The sequence below is a fragment of the Aerosticca soli genome, from assembly GCF_003967035.1.
GTDB classification, from domain to species: Bacteria; Pseudomonadota; Gammaproteobacteria; order Xanthomonadales; family Rhodanobacteraceae; genus Aerosticca; species Aerosticca soli.
This window is the reverse complement of the sequence record NZ_AP018560.1, coordinates 2825715-2844129: the sequence shown is the minus strand read 5'-3', so window position 1 is coordinate 2844129 and position 18415 is coordinate 2825715. Positions and strand designations below refer to the sequence as shown.

General features: G+C 67.7%; 17 protein-coding genes. 10 read left to right on the top strand and 7 right to left on the bottom strand.

All coding sequences use genetic code 11. The annotated features are described in order from the left end of the window. The first annotated feature begins 97 nt into the window (after nucleotides 1–97). Nucleotides 98–532, top strand: coding sequence for an energy transducer TonB (locus tag ALSL_RS13395; protein WP_126539858.1), 435 nt, complete (start codon nucleotides 98–100; stop codon nucleotides 530–532). Next, on the top strand, nucleotides 519–1478 hold the full coding sequence (locus tag ALSL_RS13390; RefSeq protein WP_126539857.1) for an IS5 family transposase: 960 nt from the start codon (nucleotides 519–521) through the stop codon (nucleotides 1476–1478). The genes ALSL_RS13395 and ALSL_RS13390 overlap by 14 nt, the downstream gene beginning before the upstream one ends. 246 nt (nucleotides 1479–1724) lie before the next feature. Here the strand turns inward: ALSL_RS13390 and ALSL_RS13385 are convergent, their stop codons facing one another. The 7 genes from ALSL_RS13385 to ALSL_RS13355 all read right to left on the bottom strand — a co-directional run bounded on the left by ALSL_RS13385 (nucleotide 1725) and on the right by ALSL_RS13355 (nucleotide 6469). Then, nucleotides 1725–2285 carry a gamma carbonic anhydrase family protein gene (locus ALSL_RS13385; protein WP_126539855.1) on the bottom strand — a complete coding sequence of 187 codons (561 nt, stop codon included), beginning with the start codon at nucleotides 2283–2285 and terminating at the stop codon, nucleotides 1725–1727. Between the two features lie 24 nt (nucleotides 2286–2309). Continuing rightward, on the bottom strand, nucleotides 2310–2678 hold the full coding sequence (locus ALSL_RS13380) for a DUF488 domain-containing protein (RefSeq protein ID WP_126539853.1): 369 nt from the start codon (nucleotides 2676–2678) through the stop codon (nucleotides 2310–2312). A 52-nt stretch (nucleotides 2679–2730) separates the two neighbouring features. Beyond that, on the bottom strand, nucleotides 2731–3447 hold the full coding sequence (locus ALSL_RS13375) for a glycosyltransferase (protein WP_126539851.1): 717 nt from the start codon (nucleotides 3445–3447) through the stop codon (nucleotides 2731–2733). Nucleotides 3448–3562: 115 nt separating this feature from the next. Then, nucleotides 3563–4420 carry a ParB/RepB/Spo0J family partition protein gene (locus ALSL_RS13370; protein ID WP_174928852.1) on the bottom strand — a complete coding sequence of 286 codons (858 nt, stop codon included), beginning with the start codon at nucleotides 4418–4420 and terminating at the stop codon, nucleotides 3563–3565. A gap of 2 nt (nucleotides 4421–4422) precedes the next feature. Next, a complete protein-coding gene (locus ALSL_RS13365; RefSeq protein ID WP_231700240.1) occupies nucleotides 4423–5250 on the bottom strand; it encodes a ParA family protein in 828 nt (275 codons plus the stop codon). A gap of 44 nt (nucleotides 5251–5294) precedes the next feature. After that, nucleotides 5295–5945, bottom strand: a complete 651-nt coding sequence (gene rsmG, locus ALSL_RS13360; RefSeq protein WP_126539849.1) for a 16S rRNA (guanine(527)-N(7))-methyltransferase RsmG — start codon at nucleotides 5943–5945, stop codon at nucleotides 5295–5297. Nucleotides 5946–6013: 68 nt separating this feature from the next. Then, nucleotides 6014–6469, bottom strand: a complete 456-nt coding sequence (locus tag ALSL_RS13355; RefSeq protein WP_126539847.1) for an SPFH domain-containing protein — start codon at nucleotides 6467–6469, stop codon at nucleotides 6014–6016. 207 nt (nucleotides 6470–6676) lie between these two features. On the opposite strand from ALSL_RS13355, the gene ALSL_RS13350 reads away from it, so the two are divergent. From ALSL_RS13350 to ALSL_RS13315, 8 genes are all read left to right on the top strand, one after another. Then, a complete protein-coding gene (locus ALSL_RS13350) occupies nucleotides 6677–7711 on the top strand; it encodes a LacI family DNA-binding transcriptional regulator (protein WP_126539845.1) in 1035 nt (344 codons plus the stop codon). A gap of 12 nt (nucleotides 7712–7723) precedes the next feature. Further along, nucleotides 7724–10756 (top strand): TonB-dependent receptor, encoded by a 3033-nt coding sequence (locus tag ALSL_RS13345; protein WP_126539843.1) that lies wholly within the window; start codon nucleotides 7724–7726, stop codon nucleotides 10754–10756. Nucleotides 10757–10828: 72 nt separating this feature from the next. Then, on the top strand, nucleotides 10829–12346 hold the full coding sequence (locus ALSL_RS13340) for a tryptophan halogenase family protein (protein WP_126539841.1): 1518 nt from the start codon (nucleotides 10829–10831) through the stop codon (nucleotides 12344–12346). Between the two features lie 43 nt (nucleotides 12347–12389). Further along, complete coding sequence (locus tag ALSL_RS13335) at nucleotides 12390–13850, top strand: glucoamylase family protein (RefSeq protein WP_126539839.1); 1461 nt, start codon at nucleotides 12390–12392, stop codon at nucleotides 13848–13850. After that, on the top strand, nucleotides 13847–15370 hold the full coding sequence (locus ALSL_RS13330; protein ID WP_198410659.1) for a GH39 family glycosyl hydrolase: 1524 nt from the start codon (nucleotides 13847–13849) through the stop codon (nucleotides 15368–15370). The genes ALSL_RS13335 and ALSL_RS13330 overlap by 4 nt, the downstream gene beginning before the upstream one ends. Nucleotides 15371–15489: 119 nt before the next feature. Next, on the top strand, nucleotides 15490–16731 hold the full coding sequence (locus ALSL_RS13325; RefSeq protein WP_231700239.1) for a sugar ABC transporter substrate-binding protein: 1242 nt from the start codon (nucleotides 15490–15492) through the stop codon (nucleotides 16729–16731). After that, nucleotides 16728–17606 (top strand): carbohydrate ABC transporter permease, encoded by an 879-nt coding sequence (locus ALSL_RS13320; RefSeq protein ID WP_126539835.1) that lies wholly within the window; start codon nucleotides 16728–16730, stop codon nucleotides 17604–17606. Before ALSL_RS13325 ends, ALSL_RS13320 begins: the two co-directional genes overlap by 4 nt. Then, nucleotides 17603–18415, top strand: a complete 813-nt coding sequence (locus ALSL_RS13315; protein WP_126539833.1) for a carbohydrate ABC transporter permease — start codon at nucleotides 17603–17605, stop codon at nucleotides 18413–18415. Before ALSL_RS13320 ends, ALSL_RS13315 begins: the two co-directional genes overlap by 4 nt.

The following is an 18415-nucleotide window of genomic DNA, read 5'->3' as shown; positions in this document are numbered from 1 at the left end:
CTTGCGCCCGCGCCACAACGGCGCTGCCAGCGGTGTCTTTGCGATGTCTTTTCCGGGGTCTGCCAGGCGCGTGCGCGCTCTGGTATTTGTCTGCGCCGTGCCGATCGTGGGCCTGATCGCCGTCGTCCTGGGCCGCCAGGCCATGGAACGGCGCGCCGCGCCGCCGGCGAACGAGGGGCTGGCGATCCTGCTCGACCTCGCCGCCAAGGCGATGGCGGAACACCGGCTGGTGGCGCCGGCCGGCAGCAATGCCTGCGAGTTCTACCTGAGCGTGCGCGAACTCGATCCGGACAACACGACGGCGCGCGAGGGACTGCGTCGCCTGTTTCCCGCCGCCACCGCCGAGGTGGAGCGCTCGATCAATGCCCTGCAGCTGGACGAGGCGGCGCGCGAGCTGCGTCTGCTGCGCGATGTCGACGGCACCGACTTCACACTCGCCCTGCTCGGCGGCAAGCTCGATGCGCAGCGGCAGATCGTGATTCGCGAGGACGAGGCACGCGCAGCGCGGATACGGGCGGCTGCATCGCCTTAACGAGGATCTGATCGGTCGCAAGCGCACACGGCGCGAGGTGTTCCTTGCCGAGATGGATCAGGTCGTGCCGTGGAAGGCGCTGCTGGCGCTGATCGAGCCGCATTATCCGAAGCTGGGCCGGCCCGGCCGGCAGCCTTACCCCTTGGCGACGATGCTTCGGATCCACTTCCTGCAGCAGTGGTATGCCTTGAGTGACCCGGCGATGGAAGAGGCGCTGGTCGATACGCCGGTGATGCGCCGCTTTGCCCGGATTGGTGGCATGGGCGACATCCCGGACGAGACGACGATCTTGAACTTCCGGCGCTTGCTGGAGACGCACGGCTTGGCCGAAAAGATCTTCAAGCAGGTCAATGCGCATCTTCAGCGCAAGGGCCTGAGCCTTCGCTCGGGCACCATCGTGGACGCGACGATTATCAATGCACCGAGTTCGACGAAGAACCGGGAGGGCGAGCGGGATCCTGCGATGCATCAGACGAAGAAGGGCAACCAGTGGTTCTTCGGGATGAAGGCGCACATCGGGGTGGACGATGCCTCCGGGCTGGTGCACCACGTGGAATGCACGGCGGCGAACGTGGCGGACGTGACGCAGGCGCACAAGCTGCTGCACGGCAAGGAAGACGTGGTGTTCGGCGACAGTGGCTACATCGGTGCCGAGAAGCGCGAGGAGATGCAGGACGTGGATGCGGTGTTCCTGATCGCGAAGAAGCCTTCGGTGATCAAGGCGATGAAGCGCAAGCGCGATCAGCGGGAAGCGAGGGCGTTGGAGCGCTTGAAGGCGAGCGTCCGTGCCAAGGTCGAGCATCCGTTCCGTGTGATCAAGCGGCAGTTCGGCTATACGAAGGTGCGCTATCGCGGCATCGCGAAGAACGCGGCACAGGTGCTGACGCTGTTCGCGCTGTCGAACCTGTGGATGTCGCGCCGGCGCTTGATGCCGGCGGCGGGGTAAGTGCGCCCGCTGGACGGGGAAAGCCGTCTGGCGGCGTGGCAAAAGGCGGAATTCCGAGCGGATTAACGTGATTTCGGCCTTCGAGGCTCGGAAATCACGGGGGTTTGGCGGATTGTTCAGACCTTCCTTAAAAGGTCCTGCGCGGCGAGCGCTCCCACGCCCGCCCAGCGCAGGACCCCGCGACCACCCGGTGCCTGGTCGGAAAGTCTCAAGTGCCCGGCTTCGGCGGCGGCAGCGCCGCGATCTTCAGGGCGATCGCTCGGCGGCGCCCCGGTCGGCCAGGTAGCGATCCTTGAGCCGCACGTAATGCGCGGCTGAATAGCGCAGCCGCTCGATGTCCTCTTCGCCGAGCGTGCGCACGCAGCGCGCCGGGTTGCCCAGCCACAGCTCGCGCGCACCCACGCGCTTGCCCGGCGGCACCACCGCGCCGGCGCCGATCAGCGCGAAGTCGCCGACCACCGCGCCATCGAGCACGGTCGCGTGCATGCCGATCAGGCAGTAGTCGCCGACCGTACAGGCATGCACCACCGCGCCGTGGCCGACGGTGACGCCCGCACCGAGCACGCAGGGAAAGCCCGGCCCGTAGGGTCCGGCGTGGGCGACGTGCAGCACCGCGCCGTCCTGGATGTTGCTGGCGGCGCCGACGCGGATGAAGTTGACGTCGCCGCGCAGCACCGCGCCCGGCCATATCGAGACGTCGTCGCCCAGGGTCACCGCGCCGATGACGCTGGCGGCCGGATCGACATAGACGCGTGCGCCGAGCACGGGGCGGGCGTCGCCATAGGGGCGTATCGGCAGGCTGGGCATGCGGCGCATTCTAGCCGCGCGCGTTCACGCCGCACCGTCGGCGGCGAGCCGATCGTCGAGGTAGGCCTTCAGCGCGACCGCGTTGTTGTGTGCCTCGTCGCGTGCGCCATACAGCAGGGTGACGCGGTGGTGCGCGGCCCTGGCCAGCAGCGGACGCCAGTACTCGGCCGCGCCGTCCAGCTCGCCGGCGTAGCGGTGGCGAAAGCCCTCCCAGCGCGCCGGGTCGTGACCGAACCACTGGCGCAGCACGGTGGACGGCGCCAGCTCCTTCGCCCACAGGTCGATCGCCGCGTGTTCCTTCTTCAGGCCGCGCGGCCACAGCCGGTCCACCAGCACGCGGTAGCCGTCGTCCGGTGCGGCCGGCTCGTAGACGCGTTTGACGGCGAAGCCCATGGGCGGCCCCACGCGCGGGAAGGACGGCCCAGCATACGCCGCCGCGGAGGGATCAGAGCTCCTCGACGCGGGTGACCTTGGCCCGGCGCATCAGCCAGGCCACCCCGCGCAGGTCGGCCAGCCCCACCCACAAGCGGTCGAGCATGCCGTACTTGGAAGTGCCGGCGGTGCGCGGCCGGTGGCCGACCGGCACGCTCATGCTGCGAAAGCCGGCGCGCTTGACCAGCGCCGGCAGGTAGCGATGCATGTGGTCGAAATAAGGCAGCAGCAGGAAGGTGTCGCGTTCGAACAGCTTGAGCCCGCAGCCGGTGTCCGGCGTGTCGTCCTTGAGCAGGCGCGAGCGCACCGCATTGGCGATCTTCGAGGAGAGCCGCTTGTTGAAGCTGTCGCGCCGGGTGGTGCGCCAGCCGGCGAAGAGCTTGACCTCCGGCGGCGCGGCCTCGCGGGCGGCGAGCAGCTTGGGGATGTCGGCTGGGTCGTTCTGGCCGTCGCCGTCGAGGGTGGCGATCCACGGCGAGCGCGCGGCGCGCACGCCGTTCCACACCGCCGTGCTCTGTCCGCTGCGGGTCAGATGATGGAGCACGCGCAGTTCCGGATGCACGGCTTTCTGCGCGGCGAGCACGGCGCGGCTGTCGTCGCTGGAATCGTCATCGACATAGACGATCTCGAAATCGATGCGACCGCGCAGGGCGGCGGTGATCTCGGCGAGCAGTGGCGGGATGTTGTCGCGCTCGTTGTATACCGGCACGACGACGGAGAGCTGGGGCATGGCGGAGCCTTGGCGAAAAACGGGTGCCGCGACGGCGGCACGCAGTTTAATCCATGCGTGGCGGTCTTCCCTTCCCGCGCGGCGGTGGATGGGATACGCCCGCGCGACGCGGACTTCAGCGCAGCTTGCCGAGGATGCCTTCCAGCTCGTCGTGGCTGTGGTAGTGGATCACCAGCTTGCCGCGGCCGCCGCGGCCATCGGCGATTTCCACGCGGGTGGCGAAGCGTTCGCCGAGTTCGCGCTCCAGCGCGTCGATGTTCGGATCGCGCGCGCCGGGCTTGCTCTTGCCGCGCGGCGCGGATTGCGCGCGGCGGGCGGCTTCCTCCAGCTCGCGCACCGACCAGCCGAGGGTCGCGGCCTGCCGCGCCAGCGGCACGGCGACGTCGACCTCCAGCGTCAGCAGGCAGCGCGCGTGGCCCATGTCCAGCTGGCCTTCGTCGAGCAGTTTCTTGATCGCCGCGGGCAGTTCGGTGAGCCGCAGCAGGTTGGATACCGCGGCGCGCGAGCGGCCGACCGCGTCGGCCGCCTGCTGGTGGGTGAGGCCGAAATCCTCGATCAGGCGCCTCAGCGCATCGGCCTCTTCCAGCGGGGTGAGATCCTGGCGCTGGATGTTCTCGATCAGCGCCATCGCCGGCACTGCCGCTTCCGGTACGTCCTTGACCAGCGCCGGGATCTCGGCGAGCCTGGCACGCTGCGCGGCACGCCAGCGGCGTTCGCCGGCGATCAATTCGTAGCCGTCGCCGCCGAGCGCGCGCACCACCACCGGCTGGATCAAGCCCTGTGCACGGATCGAGGCGGCGAGTTCCTCGAGCGCCTCTTCGTTCCAGTGCCGGCGCGGCTGGTAGCGCCCCGGGCGGATCTGTTCGATCGGCAGGCTGCGCAGCTCGCCCTCGGCTTCGCCCGCCGCGGACGGGGCCTCGCCGCCGAGCAGCGCATCCAGTCCCCGTCCCAGCCCCCGCTTCTTTGCCGCCATGGTCACTCCTGTCGATGCTCGGACGGCTCGCCGGCGTCGGTCTCGGCGAGCACCGGTTCGGCGGGCGCGCCGCGCTCGCGACGGATCAGTTCGCCGGCCAGGCCGATGTAGGCGATCGCCCCGCGCGAGCTGCGATCGTAGAGATGGATCGGCTGACCGTGGCTGGGCGCCTCGGCCAGGCGTACGTTGCGCGGGATGATCGAGCGCAGCACCTGGTCGCCGAAATGCTGGGTGAGCTGCGCCGAGACCTCGTTGCCGAGGTTGTTGCGCACGTCGTACATGGTGCGCAGCAGCCCCTCGATGGCGAGTTTCGGATTCAGCCGCTGGCGCACCGCCTTGACCGTCTCCAGCAGGCTGGACAGGCCTTCCAGCGCGAAGTATTCGCACTGCACCGGGATCAAGAGGCCGTCCGCCGCGGTCAGCGCATTGAGCGTGAGCAGGTGCAGCGAAGGCGGGCAGTCGATCAGGATGGTGTCGTAGCGGTCGGCCACCTTGGCCAGCTGTTCCTTGAGCCGGCTCTCGCGAGCCAGCGCGTCCATCAGCTTGATCTCGGCGGCGGTGAGGTCGCCGTTGCCGGGCAGCAGGTCGTAATGCGCCGCAGTGGCGACGATGGCGCGCTCGATCGGCGCCTCGTCCAGCAGCACCTCGCAGCCGTTCGGCTTGGCGCTGCGCTTGTCGATGCCCGAAGCCATGGTGGCGTTGCCCTGCGGATCGAGATCGACCAGCAGCACGCGCCGCTTCGCCGCGGCGAGCGCGGCGGCGAGATTGACCGCGGTGGTGGTCTTGCCGACGCCACCCTTCTGGTTGGCGACAGCGATGATGCGGGCCATGGATCGTCCGGACCTGTGAGGCGCGATAGGGAAACGCCTAAAGCTTAGCAGCCCGTCCCGGTCTCCCGGCCGGCATGTCCGAGCACCACCAGATGGCGCGGGGCGGCAAGTCCGGGCACGTCGAGCGCGTGTACCGCGCGCACCGCGAAGGCCGGTGGCACCTGCGCCAGTTCCTCTTCCGGCAGCCGGCCCTTCATCGCCAGCCAGCAGCCGTCGTCGGCGAGCAGGTGGCCGCCCCAGGCCAGCATGTCGGCGAGACTGGCGAAGGCGCGCGCGGTGACGCAGTCGAAGCGGCCCTCGACGTCCTCCACGCGCGATTGCACCGCGCTCACCCCTTCCAGCCCGAGCGTGCGGATCGCCTCGCGCAGGAAGCGCACCTTCTTGCCGTTAGCATCCACCAGCAGCACCTGCCGCCCCGGTGCCGCGATCGCCAGCGGAATGCCAGGCAGCCCCGGGCCGGTGCCGAGGTCGGCCAGCGTGCGGCCGCGTACATGGGGCAGGATGGCCAGTGAATCGAGCAGGTGCCGGGTGATCTGCTCGGCCGGATCGCGCACCGCCGTCAGGTTGTAGGCGCCGTTCCAGCGTTCCAGCAGCGAGCGATAGGCGAGCAGGCGCGGCACCGCCTCGGGCGGCAGGGTGAGCCCGAGCGCCTGGATGCCCTCTTCGAGGCGGGCTTGGAGGCTGGCGTCGGTCATGCCGTCTCGGTGGGCGGGTAACGAAGGCGGCGGTATTCGCCGGCCGGCGGAGGGCGGCCGGCGGAGCTTCAGGCGAAGTCGAGTTCGACCCGGGTGACCATCATGCCGCGTTCGCGCAGCGCGGCGTTGAGGCGCTGCTTGAGTCGGCTGCCGAGGGCGCGCGGATCGGCGCCCACCGACGCCGGTTCGGCCTCCAGCGCCTCCAGCAAGCCGCGCCGGATCCACGGTTCCACCTCATCGAGCACCGGATCGGCGCGTTCCGGCTCCAGGACCTGCCAGTACACGCGCCCGTGCACGTCCCGTGCCTCGGGCAGCGGCGCCGCGAACGGCAGCACGCGGCCGTTGAGATCGATGCGATGGACGACGCGGTCCAGCCCCGGCACCAGCGCGTGCAAACCGGGCTTGAGCAGGCGATGCGGCTTGCCGGCGCGGTAGACGCTAAAGACCTGACCTTCCGGCACGCGCCGGAAGGCGGTGGTTGCCGCCAAGGCGGTGAGAACGGTGAGGGGCAGTAGCGCAAGCATGGCGTCGAGCGTCTTTCTTCGTGGCTGGGTAGAGCCTATTACGGCCGATTGAACTTTTTATTAATCCCAATTTAACACCAATGCAAGCGATCGGGCGAACTGCCCCGCCGCCAGGGCCTGGCGGCGATGCTTCACTGCAGCTTTACAGCGGCGTATGAAAACGTTTACGTTCGGGCGCAAACGTCGATCAGGGGCGGCGGGACGGGCATGGTGACGATTAGAGACGTAGCGCGCGAAGCGGGGGTGTCCGTGGCCTCGGTGTCGCGTGCCCTCAACGGCCACGGCGGAGTCACCGCCGAGACCGCCGCGCGCATCCGCCAAATCGCCGCGCAGCTTCGCTACGTGCCGGACATGGCCGCGCGCAGCCTGATCACCCGGCGCACGCACACCATCGGCGTACTGCTGCCGGATCTCTACGGCGAGTTTTTCTCCGAACTGATCCGCGGCATCGATCTCGCCGCCCGTCCGCGAGGCCTGCATCTGCTGGTTTCCAGTTCCCACGGCGACGTCGAGGAGGCCGCACTCGCCATGCGGGCCATGCAGGGTCGCGTCGACGGCATGCTGATCCTCTCGCCCTGGGTCGACGCCGCCTTCCTGCAGGCCAATCTGCCGGCGGGCTTGCCCGTGGTGCTGCTCAACAGCGCCCTGGAGAGTGGCGAGTATGGCGTGCTCAATCTCGACAATTATGGCGGCGCCTATGCGATGACCCGGCACCTGATCGCCGCGCGCGGCAGTGCCGTCGCTTTCATCGGCGGGCCCGCGGCCAACTACGATGCCCGCCAGCGCGAGGCCGGCTATCGCGATGCGCTGGCAGCGTTCGCCCCAGGCACGGCGCCCTGCGTGTTGCCGGGTGAGTTCACCGAGGATTCCGGCTACCGCGCCGGACTCGCCCTGCTCGCCCTGCCGACCCTGCCGCAGGCCGTGTTCGCCGCCAACGACATGATGGCGCTGGGCTGTCTGCACGCCCTGCGCCAGGCCGGCTTGAACGTGCCGCAGGACATGGGCCTGGCCGGTTTCGACGACATCCCCATCGCGCGCTATCTGGATCCGCCGTTGACCACCGTGGAGGTGCGCATCGCCGAATGGGGGCGCTGCGCGCTCGAGACCTTGGTCGCGCGGCTGGACGGACCGCCCGCAGCGGTACCGGAAGACACGCTTTTTGCTGCCTGCCGCGTGCGTGTCCGCGGCAGCTGCGGCGCCACCACGGCGACCGCATCCACTGGATCAATCACCAACCCTTGAGGGAGGGGCACCATGCGCAAGACCCAGTTGTTGAGAAAGAGCCTGCTGGCGAGCGTCATCGCCGGTACATTCACCGCCCTGGCCGTCGCGCCGACGGTCGCCTGGTCGCAGAGTGCCAATGCCACCGTGCGCGGCTCGGCGCCGGCCAATGCGGAGATCACGGCGCGCAATGTCGCCACCGGCCTGGTCCGGCGCGCCCGGGCGGCGGCCGATGGCAGCTATGCCATCCCTGGACTGCCGCCCGGCACCTACCAGATCGACGCGGGCCCGGGCACCGAACGCACGGTGACCTTGAACGTGGCCTCCACCGTCACCCTGAACCTGCAGCCGGCAGCGTCCGCCGCGCCGGCCAGCGCCAATGCCACCTCGCTCGGCAGCATCACGGTGACGGCGACCACGCTGACCGAGGTGAAGACGCCGGAGGTCGCGCAGATCGTCTCGCAGCGCGAGATCGCGACCATCCCGCAGGTATCGCGCAACTTCCTGGAGTTTGCCGACACCGTGCCCGGCATGGTGTTCACGGTGGACGCCAATGGCAATACCTCGCTGCGTGGCGGCGCGCTCAACAACAGCTCGGTGAACGTCTACATCGACGGCGTCGGGCAAAAGAGTTACGTCAAGGAGGGCGGCGTCAGTGGCCAGATCAACAGTCAGGGCAATCCTTTCCCGCAGCTGGCGATCGGCGAATACAAAGTCATTACCTCCAACTACAAGGCCGAATACGACCAGATTTCCTCCGCCGCGGTGACCGCGCAGACCAAGTCTGGCACCAATGAGTTTCATGGCGAGACTTTTTATCGCTATACCAACGACGCCTTCCGCGAGCGGACGCCGGCGGAGAAGGCCGCCGACCGCAAGGCGCAATCCGAAGAAAAGGAATACGGCTTTGCGCTGGGCGGGCCGATCATCAAGGACATGATGCATTTCTTCGTCACTTATGAGGCGAAGACCTTCAATACGCCGATCACCGTCGTGCCCAATCCGGACGCGGCCCCCGGGGCGGCCTATTTGCCGCCCAGTGTGGCCGCCCAGCTGGGACCGGCCAATCTGCCGTTCCATGAGGATCTTTACTTCGGCAAGATCGACTTCGAACCGACCGACCGTGATCGTTTCGAGGCCACCGCGCAAATCCGTGAAGAAAAACAGCGTGGCGGTCTGGGCGGGCCCGTGGCACCCTCGGCAGCCTTTAATACGGTCAACAACGACAAACGCTTCGCCGTGCGTTGGCAGCACAGCGGCGATTTCTATTTCAACGAACTGCTGCTCACTTACGAGACCGCGGTGAACGCGCCGACCGCGATCAACTATGGCAACGGTTACGTATATACCTGGCCGCGCGGCAGCGATGACATGTCGATCGTCGAGACCGGTGCGGCCAATCCGCTGGCGACGCAGAACAAGGGGCAGAATGGCCCTGCGATCCAGGACGACTTCACTTTCAACAATCTCGAGTGGCATGGCGACCATGTGATCAAGATGGGCTTCAAGAAAAAGCTCATCAATCTGCATGCTGCCGACGCGGCGGACGTCAACCCGCAGTTCTATTACAACGTGACCCCCAATGGGCCTGACCCGACGCCGTACAAGGCCTTCTTCACCAAGCCGGTCGAGGGACTGGGGCTTTCACCCTCAGTGCGGACCAAGAGTCACCAGTTCGGCGCCTACATCCAGGACGATTGGGACGTCACCGACAAGTTGACCCTGAACCTCGGCGTGCGCTGGGATTACGAGCGCACGCCCTCGTATACCGATTTCGTCACCCCGGCCAACGTGGTGGCGGCGTTGTATGGCCCGGATCCGAACGCGCCTGGCCAGACCTATGCCGAGAGCCTGGCCAAGGGCGGCATCAACATCGGCGACTACATCAGCGACGGCCACAACCGCCACGCCTACAAGGGTGAATGGCAGCCGCGGCTGGGTTTCTCCTATGACCTGTTCGGCGACGAGGCGCATGTGATCCACGGTGGTGCCGGTCGTGCCTATGATCGGGATCTTTACGACTACCTGCAGCTGGAAACCACCAAGTCGGCCTTGCCGCAATACACGGTGTATTTCCGTGACCCGGTTACGGGGCTTTGCCGGCGTGATTCCACGCCCTGCTACGACTGGGATCCGAACCTGCTCAATGGCCTGCCCAACCTGCAGGCCTTGTTGGGCCCTTCCAGTAACGCAGGCACCGAGGTCGATCTGCTCAACAACCGCCTCAAGGCGCCGTATTCGGACCAATACAGCTTGGGCATGCGCAACCAGATCGGCGAATGGAACACCGATGCCACGGTGAGCCGCGTGCTCTACCGCAATGGCTTTGCCTTCACCCTGGGTAATCGCTATCCGGACGGTTCGTTCTGGAAAGACAACAGTCAGCCCTGGGGTAATGGCGTGCCCGGTTTCGGCCCCCTGATCCTGGGCAACAACGGCATCGAAACCCGCAGCACGCAGATCCTGCTTTCCGCCGAGAAGCCCTATACCAAGGAATCGGGCTGGGGGGCGACCTTCGCCTACACCTTTACCCACGCCAAGCAGAACCGCGATATCAACGAGCACTATTCATTCGACGAGGCGACCATCAAGGATTATCCCTTTATCACCTCCAATGCCGCGTCCAAGCACCGTTTCGTCGCCACCGGTAACATGGATGGCCCATGGAATACGGTGTATTCGCTGAAGTTGACCCTGGCCACGCCCATCCCCGGCAATACCGTGGCATGCTTCGGTAGCTACGGTTATACCTTCCCCAACGGCAGTGCCTGCGTACCTATCGGAGTGACGCCCGGCGGCAATGGCAAGTTCCTGATCGGTGGCAAGGTGTTCGGCTATCGCGACGTCGATTTCCAGGCCACCAAGAACTTCGATCTCGGCCATGGGGTGACGCTGTTCGGCCGCCTCGACGTGCTCAACGTGTTCGGCTTCAACAATTACAGCGACCTGCTTTATGACTATGCGTTGGCTAACGGTAAGCCGCATGCCAAAGCCAAGTACAATCCCACTGGAAACATCACCTACGTCCCGCGCACCTTCAAGTTCGAGGTGGGGCTCAACTTCTGACGTCGAAGACGCATCGAAAGTACCGCCGGCCGCCTGCATGGGCGGCCGGTCTTTTTACCAAGGGCTCATCCGATGATTCCCGCGAACCTGGAACGCATCCTCATCGTCGGCGGCGGGACCGCCGGCTGGATGGCGGCGGCGGCTCTCGCCCGCGTGCTCGGCACGGCCTGTCGCATCACGCTGGTCGAATCCGACGAGATCGGCACTGTGGGCGTGGGCGAGGCCACCGTGCCCCACCTCAAGTTGTTCAACAACCTGCTCCAGATCGACGAGCGCGAATTCGTCCGGCAGACCCAGGGCACCTTCAAGCTCGGCATCCAGTTCAACGGCTGGGGGCGGCCGGGCGACAGCTACGTCCACGGGTTCGGCGGCATCGGCCGCGAGCTCGGCTCGCAGCCTTTCCACCAATACTGGATCAAGGCGTTTCTGGCCGGCCGCGCCAAGGACATCGGCGCCTATTCGCTCAACACCGCGGCGGCGCCGCGCGGCAAGTTCATGACCTCGGCCAGTGACGTGTCGCCAAGCTCGCCACTGGCCAACATCGCCTATGCCTACCATTTCGATGCCGGCCTGTATGCGCGCTACCTGCGCCGCTATGCCGAGGCGCGCGGCGTGCGCCGCCACGAGGGTCGCATCGACCAGGTCAGGCTGGATCCGGAGAGCGGCTTCGTCACCTCGGTGGTGCTCGCCGATGGCCAGGCGCTCTCCGCTGACCTCTTCATCGACTGCTCGGGATTCCGCGGTCTTCTGATCGAGGATGCGTTGCACACCGGGTATCACGACTTCAGCCACTGGCTGCCGTGCAACCGCGCGCTGGCGGTGCCGTGCGAGAAAGTCGGCCCGCCCACGCCCTACACGCGCTCGACCGCGCGCGCCGCCGGCTGGCAGTGGCGGATTCCGCTGCAGCACCGCACCGGCAACGGCTACGTGTATTCCAGCGCCCACGTGAGCGACGACGAGGCCGCCGCCACGCTGCTCGCCCATCTGGACGGCAGGCCGCTCGGCGATCCGCGGCTGCTGCGCTTCGTGACCGGAAGACGCAAGAAGTTCTGGAACCGCAACGTGGTCGCGCTGGGGCTGGCCAGCGGCTTTTTGGAACCGTTGGAGTCGACCAGCATCTATCTCATCCAGTCGGGCATCGCCAAGCTCCTCAGCCTGTGGCCGCGCCGCGATTTCAACCCGGTGCTGATCGACCGCTACAACGCGCAGTCGGCGTTCGAGTTCGATCGCATCCGCGATTTCCTGATCCTGCACTATCGCCTCAACGATCGCGCCGAGCCGTTCTGGCGCGCCTGCCGGTACATGGACATCCCGATCGAGCTGGCCGACAACATCGCCCTGTTCCACGACAGCGGTCGCTTCTATCGCCATGCCGAGGAGATGTTCGCCGAGCCGAGCTGGGTCGAGGTGATGCTGGGCCAGGGACTGATGCCGCGCGCCTATCATCCGCTGGTCGACCAGGTGCCCGAGGCCGAGCTCCAGGCCTTCATCGCGCACGTGGAGGAGGTCATCGCCAGCTGCGTGGCGGCGATGCCGCCGCACGAGGCCTTCATCGCCCGCCATTGTGCCGCCGCCGCACAGGCCGCCTGACGAGCCGCGCGCCCGCCGCGTGACGTAACCACGGGAATACCCCATGCCCACTCTGCTTCGTGATGCCATCGCCCGCCTCGGCGGCGTCCTGCTGATGCTGCTCGTGCTCGCGGTGCCGCCCGCGTCCGCGGGGGAGCCGCCGCTCTTGCGCTACGAGGAAGCCACGCCCTCGCAACGGGCGCTGGTCGACGAGCTGGAACGGCGCACATTCGACTGGTTCTGGGCGAGTGCCGACCCCAAGACCGGCCTGGTGCCCGATCACTTCCCCGGCGAGTCGTTCGCCAGCATCGCCGCCGTCGGCTTCGGCCTCACCGCCTACGGCATCGGCGCCGAACGCGGCTACGTCAGCCGCGAACAGGCGGCCGAGCGCACGCTCGCCACGCTGCGTTTTTTCAAGAATGCGCCGCAGAACGCGAGCGAGGACGATGCCACGGGCTATCACGGCTTCTACTACCACTTCCTGGACATGCGCAGCGGCCGGCGTTTCGCGCGCTTCGTCGAGTTGTCCAGCGTGGACACGGCCCTGCTGCTCGGCGGCGTATTGTTCGCGCAGTCGTATTTCGATCGCGACACGCCGGCCGAACGCGAGATCCGCGCACTCGCCGATGCGATCTACCGTGCGGTGGACTGGCCGTGGATGCAGCCGCGCGCGCCGCTCATCAGCATGGGCTGGACACCGGGCGGCCAATACATTCCGGTGGACTGGGTCGGCTACAACGAAGGCATGCTGGTCTATCTGCTCGCCTTAGGCTCGCCCACGCATCCGGTCGGCGCGGACGCCTGGCAGGCGTGGAGCGCCGGCAACGACAAGCACTGGGGCGCTTTCTACGGCGAGACCCTGCTCAATTTCGCGCCGCTGTTCGGCCATCAGTACAGCCACATCTGGGTGGATTTCCGCGGCATCCGCGATGCCTGGGCACAGGCCCACGACATCGACTTCTTCGAGAACAGCCGGCGCGCCGTGCGCAGCCAGCGCAACTACGCGATCGCCAACCCCGGCCGCTGGACCGGCTATGGCGCGAACGTGTGGGGGCTCACCGCCTGCAACGGGCCGGGCGGTTACGTGGTCGAGGACGTCGACGGCGTCCGTCGTTTCGAGGGCTACAGCGCGCGTGGCGCCGGGCTCGACTACATCAACGACGACGGCACCCTGGCGCCGACCGCCGCGGGCGGCTCGATCGTCTTCGAGCCGGCGCTGGTGCTCTCGGCGCTCGCGGAGATGAAGCAGCGCTACGGCCGGTACATCTACAACCGCTACGGTTTCGTCGACGCCTTCAACCCGAGCTTCCATTTGCGCACCGAGCTGCGCACCGGCCAGCTGACGCCCATGGGCTGGGCCGACACCGTGCAGCTTGGCATCGACCAGGGACCGATCCTGCTGATGATCGAGAACTGGCGCAGCGGCCTGGTGTGGCGGGTAATGCGCAAGAACCCGTATCTGCGCAAGGGCCTGGAGCGCGCCGGCTTCACCGGCGGCTGGTTGCAGGCGTCACCCGCGCCATGAGTCTGTCTTACGCCTTTCGCTGGAAAATGCTCGCGACTCTGGCGGTGTTGGGGCTGTCGTCGTTGCCGCTGCATGCGCAATCCGGACAAGAAGAGACAATACGCATCGATGCCCGGGAACCGGCGCGGCCCTTTCCGCATTTCTGGGAACGCATGTTCGGTTCAGGCCGTGCGGTGCTCTCGCTGCGTGAGGACTATCGCCGCGACCTGCGCGCCGTGAAACGGGTGGCCGCGCTGGGCTACGTGCGCTTTCACGGCATCTTCGACGACGATCTCGGCGTATATACCGAAGACGAACATGGCGCGCCGGTCTACAACTTCACCCTGGTCGATCAGGTCTACGACGGGCTGCTCGCCGAAGGCGTGCGGCCGCTGGTGGAGATCGGCTTCATGCCGCGCCGGCTCGCGTTCAACCCGGATGCGCTGCACCCGTTCTGGTACAAGCCGAACGTGTCCGCGCCCAAGGACTACGCGCGCTGGGACGCGCTGGTGCGGGCCTTCGCCGAGCATCTGCTGCAACGCTACGGCAGCGATGAGGTGGCGCAGTGGTATTTCGAGGTGTGGAACGAACCCAACATCGACTTCTGGGTCGGCGCGCCGCGCCAACGCAGTTATTTCGAGCTGTACGACCACACCGCCCGCGCGCTGAAGTCGGTCAGCGCGCGGCTGCGCGTGGGCGGCCCGGCGACCGCGGCCGCCGCCTGGGTCGATGCCTTTCTAGCCCACGCTGCGCGTGAGCATGTGCCGGTGGACTTCGTCTCCACTCACGGCTATGCCTCTGATCGCGAGCAGGATCTGTTCGGCGACGACACGCCGGTGCCGCCGCAGGATCGCGTGTGTCGTGCGGTCGCCAAGGTGCATCGACAGATTGCCGCCTCGCCGCGACCCGGGCTGCCGCTGTTGTGGACCGAATGGAACGTGCTGCGCGAGGGTGGCCTACGCGACACCATCTACGTCGGTCCGGCGCTGGCCGATACGGTGCGCGCCTGCGATGGCCTCGTGGATGCGATGTCGTTCTGGACCTTCTCCGACATCATCGACGAGCAGGGTCCCAACCACGCGCCGTTCGCCGGCCTGTTCGGCCTGCGCGCGATCGGCGGCATCGACAAGCCGAGTTACTACGCCTTCGCCCTGCTGCACGAGCTCGGCGAGCAGCGTCTGCCCCATCCGTCGCCGCATGCCATCGTCACGCGCCGGACGGATGGCAGCCTGGCCATCGTGCTGTGGCATCTGGTCAATCCGGGTGAAGACGCTGCTACACGCCGCTTTCGACTGGAAGTAACGGGCCTCGCGGCAGATGCAGTGGCGGTGATTCGACGCGTCGATGCCGAACATGGCAACGCGCTGGCGGTGTACGAACGGCTCGGCCGGCCACGTTATCCCACGCCCGCACAGGTGGCGCAGATCAATGCCGCCACGGCGCTTGTACCGGAGCGACGACGCTTGACGAACGGCGTGCTCACCCTGACGCTGGGGCCCAATGCCCTGGTGCAGATCATGCTTTCGAGCGGGCGCCCCTGATTGCGGTCCCAGGTGCGCTCGGCATCGGGCAGGGCAGCGGTGAAGCCGGTGTAGCGATCGGGCGGGCGGCGGACATGCCGGAGCGAGGCGGGCGGGCACGCAGGTGGCGGCGGGGGCTGATGGCCTTCGTGCTGGCGGGGCTGTGCGCCTGCGCCGGTCCGCCGCGCGGGGAGACGATCAAGTTCTGGACCTTCGGCCGCGAGGGCGAGGCGGTGGCGATGCTGCTGCCCGACTTCGAGCGTGAGCATCCGGGCCTGCACGTCGAGCTGCAGCGGCTGCCGCATTCGGCGGCGCACCAGAAGATGCTCACCGCCTTCGCCGCCGGCACCCTGCCGGACCTGGCCCAGCTCGGCAACACCTGGCTTGCCGAATGGGTCGCGCTGCATGCCCTGGCGCCGCTGGATGCGTATCTGGCGCAGACGCGCACGGTCGTGGCGCAGGATTATTTTCCCAGCCTGTGGGCCACCAACGTGGTCGCCGGCCGGGTCTATGGCATTCCCTGGTATGCCGACACGCGGCTGCTGTTCTACCGCCGCGATCTGCTCGCCGCGGCCGGTTTCGATCACCCGCCGCGCGACTGGGCCGAATGGCGGCGCATGCTGGCCGCGCTCAGCCGGCCCGAGGCGCAGCGCTACGGCATCCTGCTGCCGACCAACGAATACGAGCAGTTGCTGTCGCTGGCCTTGCAGCAACCCGAGCCGCTGCTGCGCGACGGCGACCGCTACGGCAACTTCCGGAGCGCCGGCTTCAGGCGCGCGCTGGCTTTCTATGTGGAGACGTTCCGTCTGCGCCAGGCGCCGCCGATCAGCAACGTCGAGGCCGGCAACCCGTGGGAGGCCTTCGGGCGCGGCACCTATGCGTTCTACCTGTCCGGCCCGTGGAACATCGGCGAGCTGCGCCAGCGCCTGCCGCCCGCGTTCGAGTCGGCCTGGGCGACCGCGACGCTGCCCGGCGCGGATGGCCCGGGCAGCGGGCTTGCCGGCGGCTCCAGCCTGGTGGTGTTCGCCCGCTCGCCGCACCAGCGCGGTGCCTGGGCGCTGATCGAATACCTTTCCCGCCCCGAGGTGCAGCAGCGCTTCTACGCGCTGCTCGGCGACCTGCCGGCGCGGCGCAGCGCATGGGCGGAAGGCGCGCTGCACGACGATGCCAAGACGCGCGCCTTCCTCGCCCAGCTCGAACGGGTCAAGCCGATTCCGCAGGTGCCCGAGTGGGAGCGCATCGCCAACGAGATGCAGCTGGTCGCCGCGCAGACCGTGGCCGGCGAATACGATGTCGATCAGGCCGCCGCCGAGCTCGACCGCCGGGTGGACCGCATCCTGGCCAAGCGGCGCTGGCTTCTCAAGCGGACGGCACGGCGATGAACACGCATCGCGCGGCATGGCTGTTCCTCGCCCCGGCGGGGCTGGTGCTCGGCGTGTTCTTCCTGTTGCCGGTGCTCGGTGCGCTGCTGCTCAGCCTGACCGATTACGACCTCTACGCGCTGGCCGACTGGCACCAGCTGCGTTTCGTCGGCCTGCACAACTATCTGGATCTGCTCCGGCGACCGCTGTTCTGGTCGGCGCTCGGCCACACCGTCTATTTCGTGCTCGTCGGCGTGCCGCTGTCGATGGCCGTCTCGCTCGGCGCCGCTTTGCTGCTCGACTCGCCGCTGGCGCGGGCGAAGGCCTTCTTCCGCACCGCGCTGTTCGCGCCGGTGGTGACTACGCTGGTGGCGATGGCGGTGGTCTGGCGCTATCTCTTCAACGCCCGCGAGGGCCTCGTCGACGCCTGGCTCGCCCGGCTCGGGCTGCCGGTGGTGGACTGGCTCGGCGATCCGCACTGGGCGATGCCGACCATCATCCTGTTCGCGGTGTGGAAGAACTTCGGCTACAACATGATCATCTTGCTCGCCGGCCTGCAGGGCATCGCGCCGGAACTCTACGAGGCCGCGCGGCTGGACGGCGCAGGGCCGCTGCGGCGGTTCTGGCACATCACCCTGCCGGCGCTGCTGCCGACCCTGAGCATGGTGACCATCCTCACCGTGGCCGGCTATTTTCAGCTTTTTGCCGAGCCTTACGTGATCACCGAGGGCGGCCCGCTGCAAAGTACGGTCAGCGTGCTCTACCTCATGTATCAGGAGGGCTTCCAGTGGTGGAACCTGGGCGTGGGCTCGGCGGTGGCCTTCGTGCTGTTCGCGCTGACCCTGGCGGCGACCACCAGCCTGCTCGCGCTGTTCCGGCGCGCGGGGGAATCGTGAGTCCGCGCCTGGCCCGGGTGCTGGTCAACGGCCTCCTGCTCGGCGGCGCGCTGGTCGCGCTGTTCCCCCTGGGCTGGATGCTGGTGGTATCCCTGCTGCCGGCCGGCACGGCCGGGGCGGGAGCGTCGCCCTGGCCGCCGGCGCCGACGCTGGACAACTACCGCGCGCTGTTCGCCCGCGCCGGCATGGGCCGCTACCTCGCCAACAGCCTCGGCGTGTCCGCCGCCATCACCCTGCTTTCGCTGGGCTGCAATCTCGCCGCCGGCTACGCCTTCGCCCGGCTCGATTTCCCGGGGCGCCGCGTGCTCTTCCGCGGCGTGCTGGCCGCGCTGGCGATTCCCGCGCAGGTGACCATGCTGCCCCTGTTCCTGGAACTCAAGGCGCTGGGCTGGGTGAACAGCTACGCCGGCGTGGTCGTGCCGGCGCTGGCCAGTGCCTTCGGCATCTATCTGGTGCGGCAGTTCGCCCGCGCCGTGCCCGTCGAACTGATCGAGGCCGCGCGCATCGACGGCGCCGGCGAGTGGCGCATCTTCGTCGCCATCGTGCTGCCGCTGCTCAAGCCGGCGATGGCGACGCTGGCGGTGCTGACCTTCCTGGCCGCCTGGAACGATTTCATGTGGCCGCTGATCGTGCTGACCGGCCAGGAGCACTACACGCTGCCGGTGGGGCTGGCCTCGCTCGCGCGCGAACACGCGCAGGACACCGAGCTCATGATGGCCGGTTCCGCGGTCACCGTGCTGCCCGCGCTCGCGCTCTTCATGGCGCTGCAGCGGCACTATCTGGCCGGGTTGCTGCTCGGCAGCCGCTGA

What these genes read in the sequence shown, in the direction of transcription:
- ALSL_RS13385 (WP_126539855.1), bottom strand. Translation starts at nt 2,285, where the DNA reads ATGCCCAGCCTGCCGATACGCCCCTATGGCGACGCCCGCCCCGTGCTC.
- ALSL_RS13380 (WP_126539853.1), bottom strand. Translation starts at nt 2,678, where the DNA reads ATGGGCTTCGCCGTCAAACGCGTCTACGAGCCGGCCGCACCGGACGAC.
- ALSL_RS13375 (WP_126539851.1), bottom strand. Translation starts at nt 3,447, where the DNA reads ATGCCCCAGCTCTCCGTCGTCGTGCCGGTATACAACGAGCGCGACAAC.
- ALSL_RS13370 (WP_174928852.1), bottom strand. Translation starts at nt 4,420, where the DNA reads ATGGCGGCAAAGAAGCGGGGGCTGGGACGGGGACTGGATGCGCTGCTC.
- ALSL_RS13365 (WP_231700240.1), bottom strand. Translation starts at nt 5,250, where the DNA reads ATGGCCCGCATCATCGCTGTCGCCAACCAGAAGGGTGGCGTCGGCAAG.
- rsmG (WP_126539849.1), bottom strand. Translation starts at nt 5,945, where the DNA reads ATGACCGACGCCAGCCTCCAAGCCCGCCTCGAAGAGGGCATCCAGGCG.
- ALSL_RS13355 (WP_126539847.1), bottom strand. Translation starts at nt 6,469, where the DNA reads ATGCTTGCGCTACTGCCCCTCACCGTTCTCACCGCCTTGGCGGCAACC.
- ALSL_RS13350 (WP_126539845.1), top strand. Translation starts at nt 6,677, where the DNA reads ATGGTGACGATTAGAGACGTAGCGCGCGAAGCGGGGGTGTCCGTGGCC.
- ALSL_RS13345 (WP_126539843.1), top strand. Translation starts at nt 7,724, where the DNA reads ATGCGCAAGACCCAGTTGTTGAGAAAGAGCCTGCTGGCGAGCGTCATC.
- ALSL_RS13340 (WP_126539841.1), top strand. Translation starts at nt 10,829, where the DNA reads ATGATTCCCGCGAACCTGGAACGCATCCTCATCGTCGGCGGCGGGACC.
- ALSL_RS13335 (WP_126539839.1), top strand. Translation starts at nt 12,390, where the DNA reads ATGCCCACTCTGCTTCGTGATGCCATCGCCCGCCTCGGCGGCGTCCTG.
- ALSL_RS13330 (WP_198410659.1), top strand. Translation starts at nt 13,847, where the DNA reads ATGAGTCTGTCTTACGCCTTTCGCTGGAAAATGCTCGCGACTCTGGCG.
- ALSL_RS13325 (WP_231700239.1), top strand. Translation starts at nt 15,490, where the DNA reads ATGGCCTTCGTGCTGGCGGGGCTGTGCGCCTGCGCCGGTCCGCCGCGC.
- ALSL_RS13320 (WP_126539835.1), top strand. Translation starts at nt 16,728, where the DNA reads ATGAACACGCATCGCGCGGCATGGCTGTTCCTCGCCCCGGCGGGGCTG.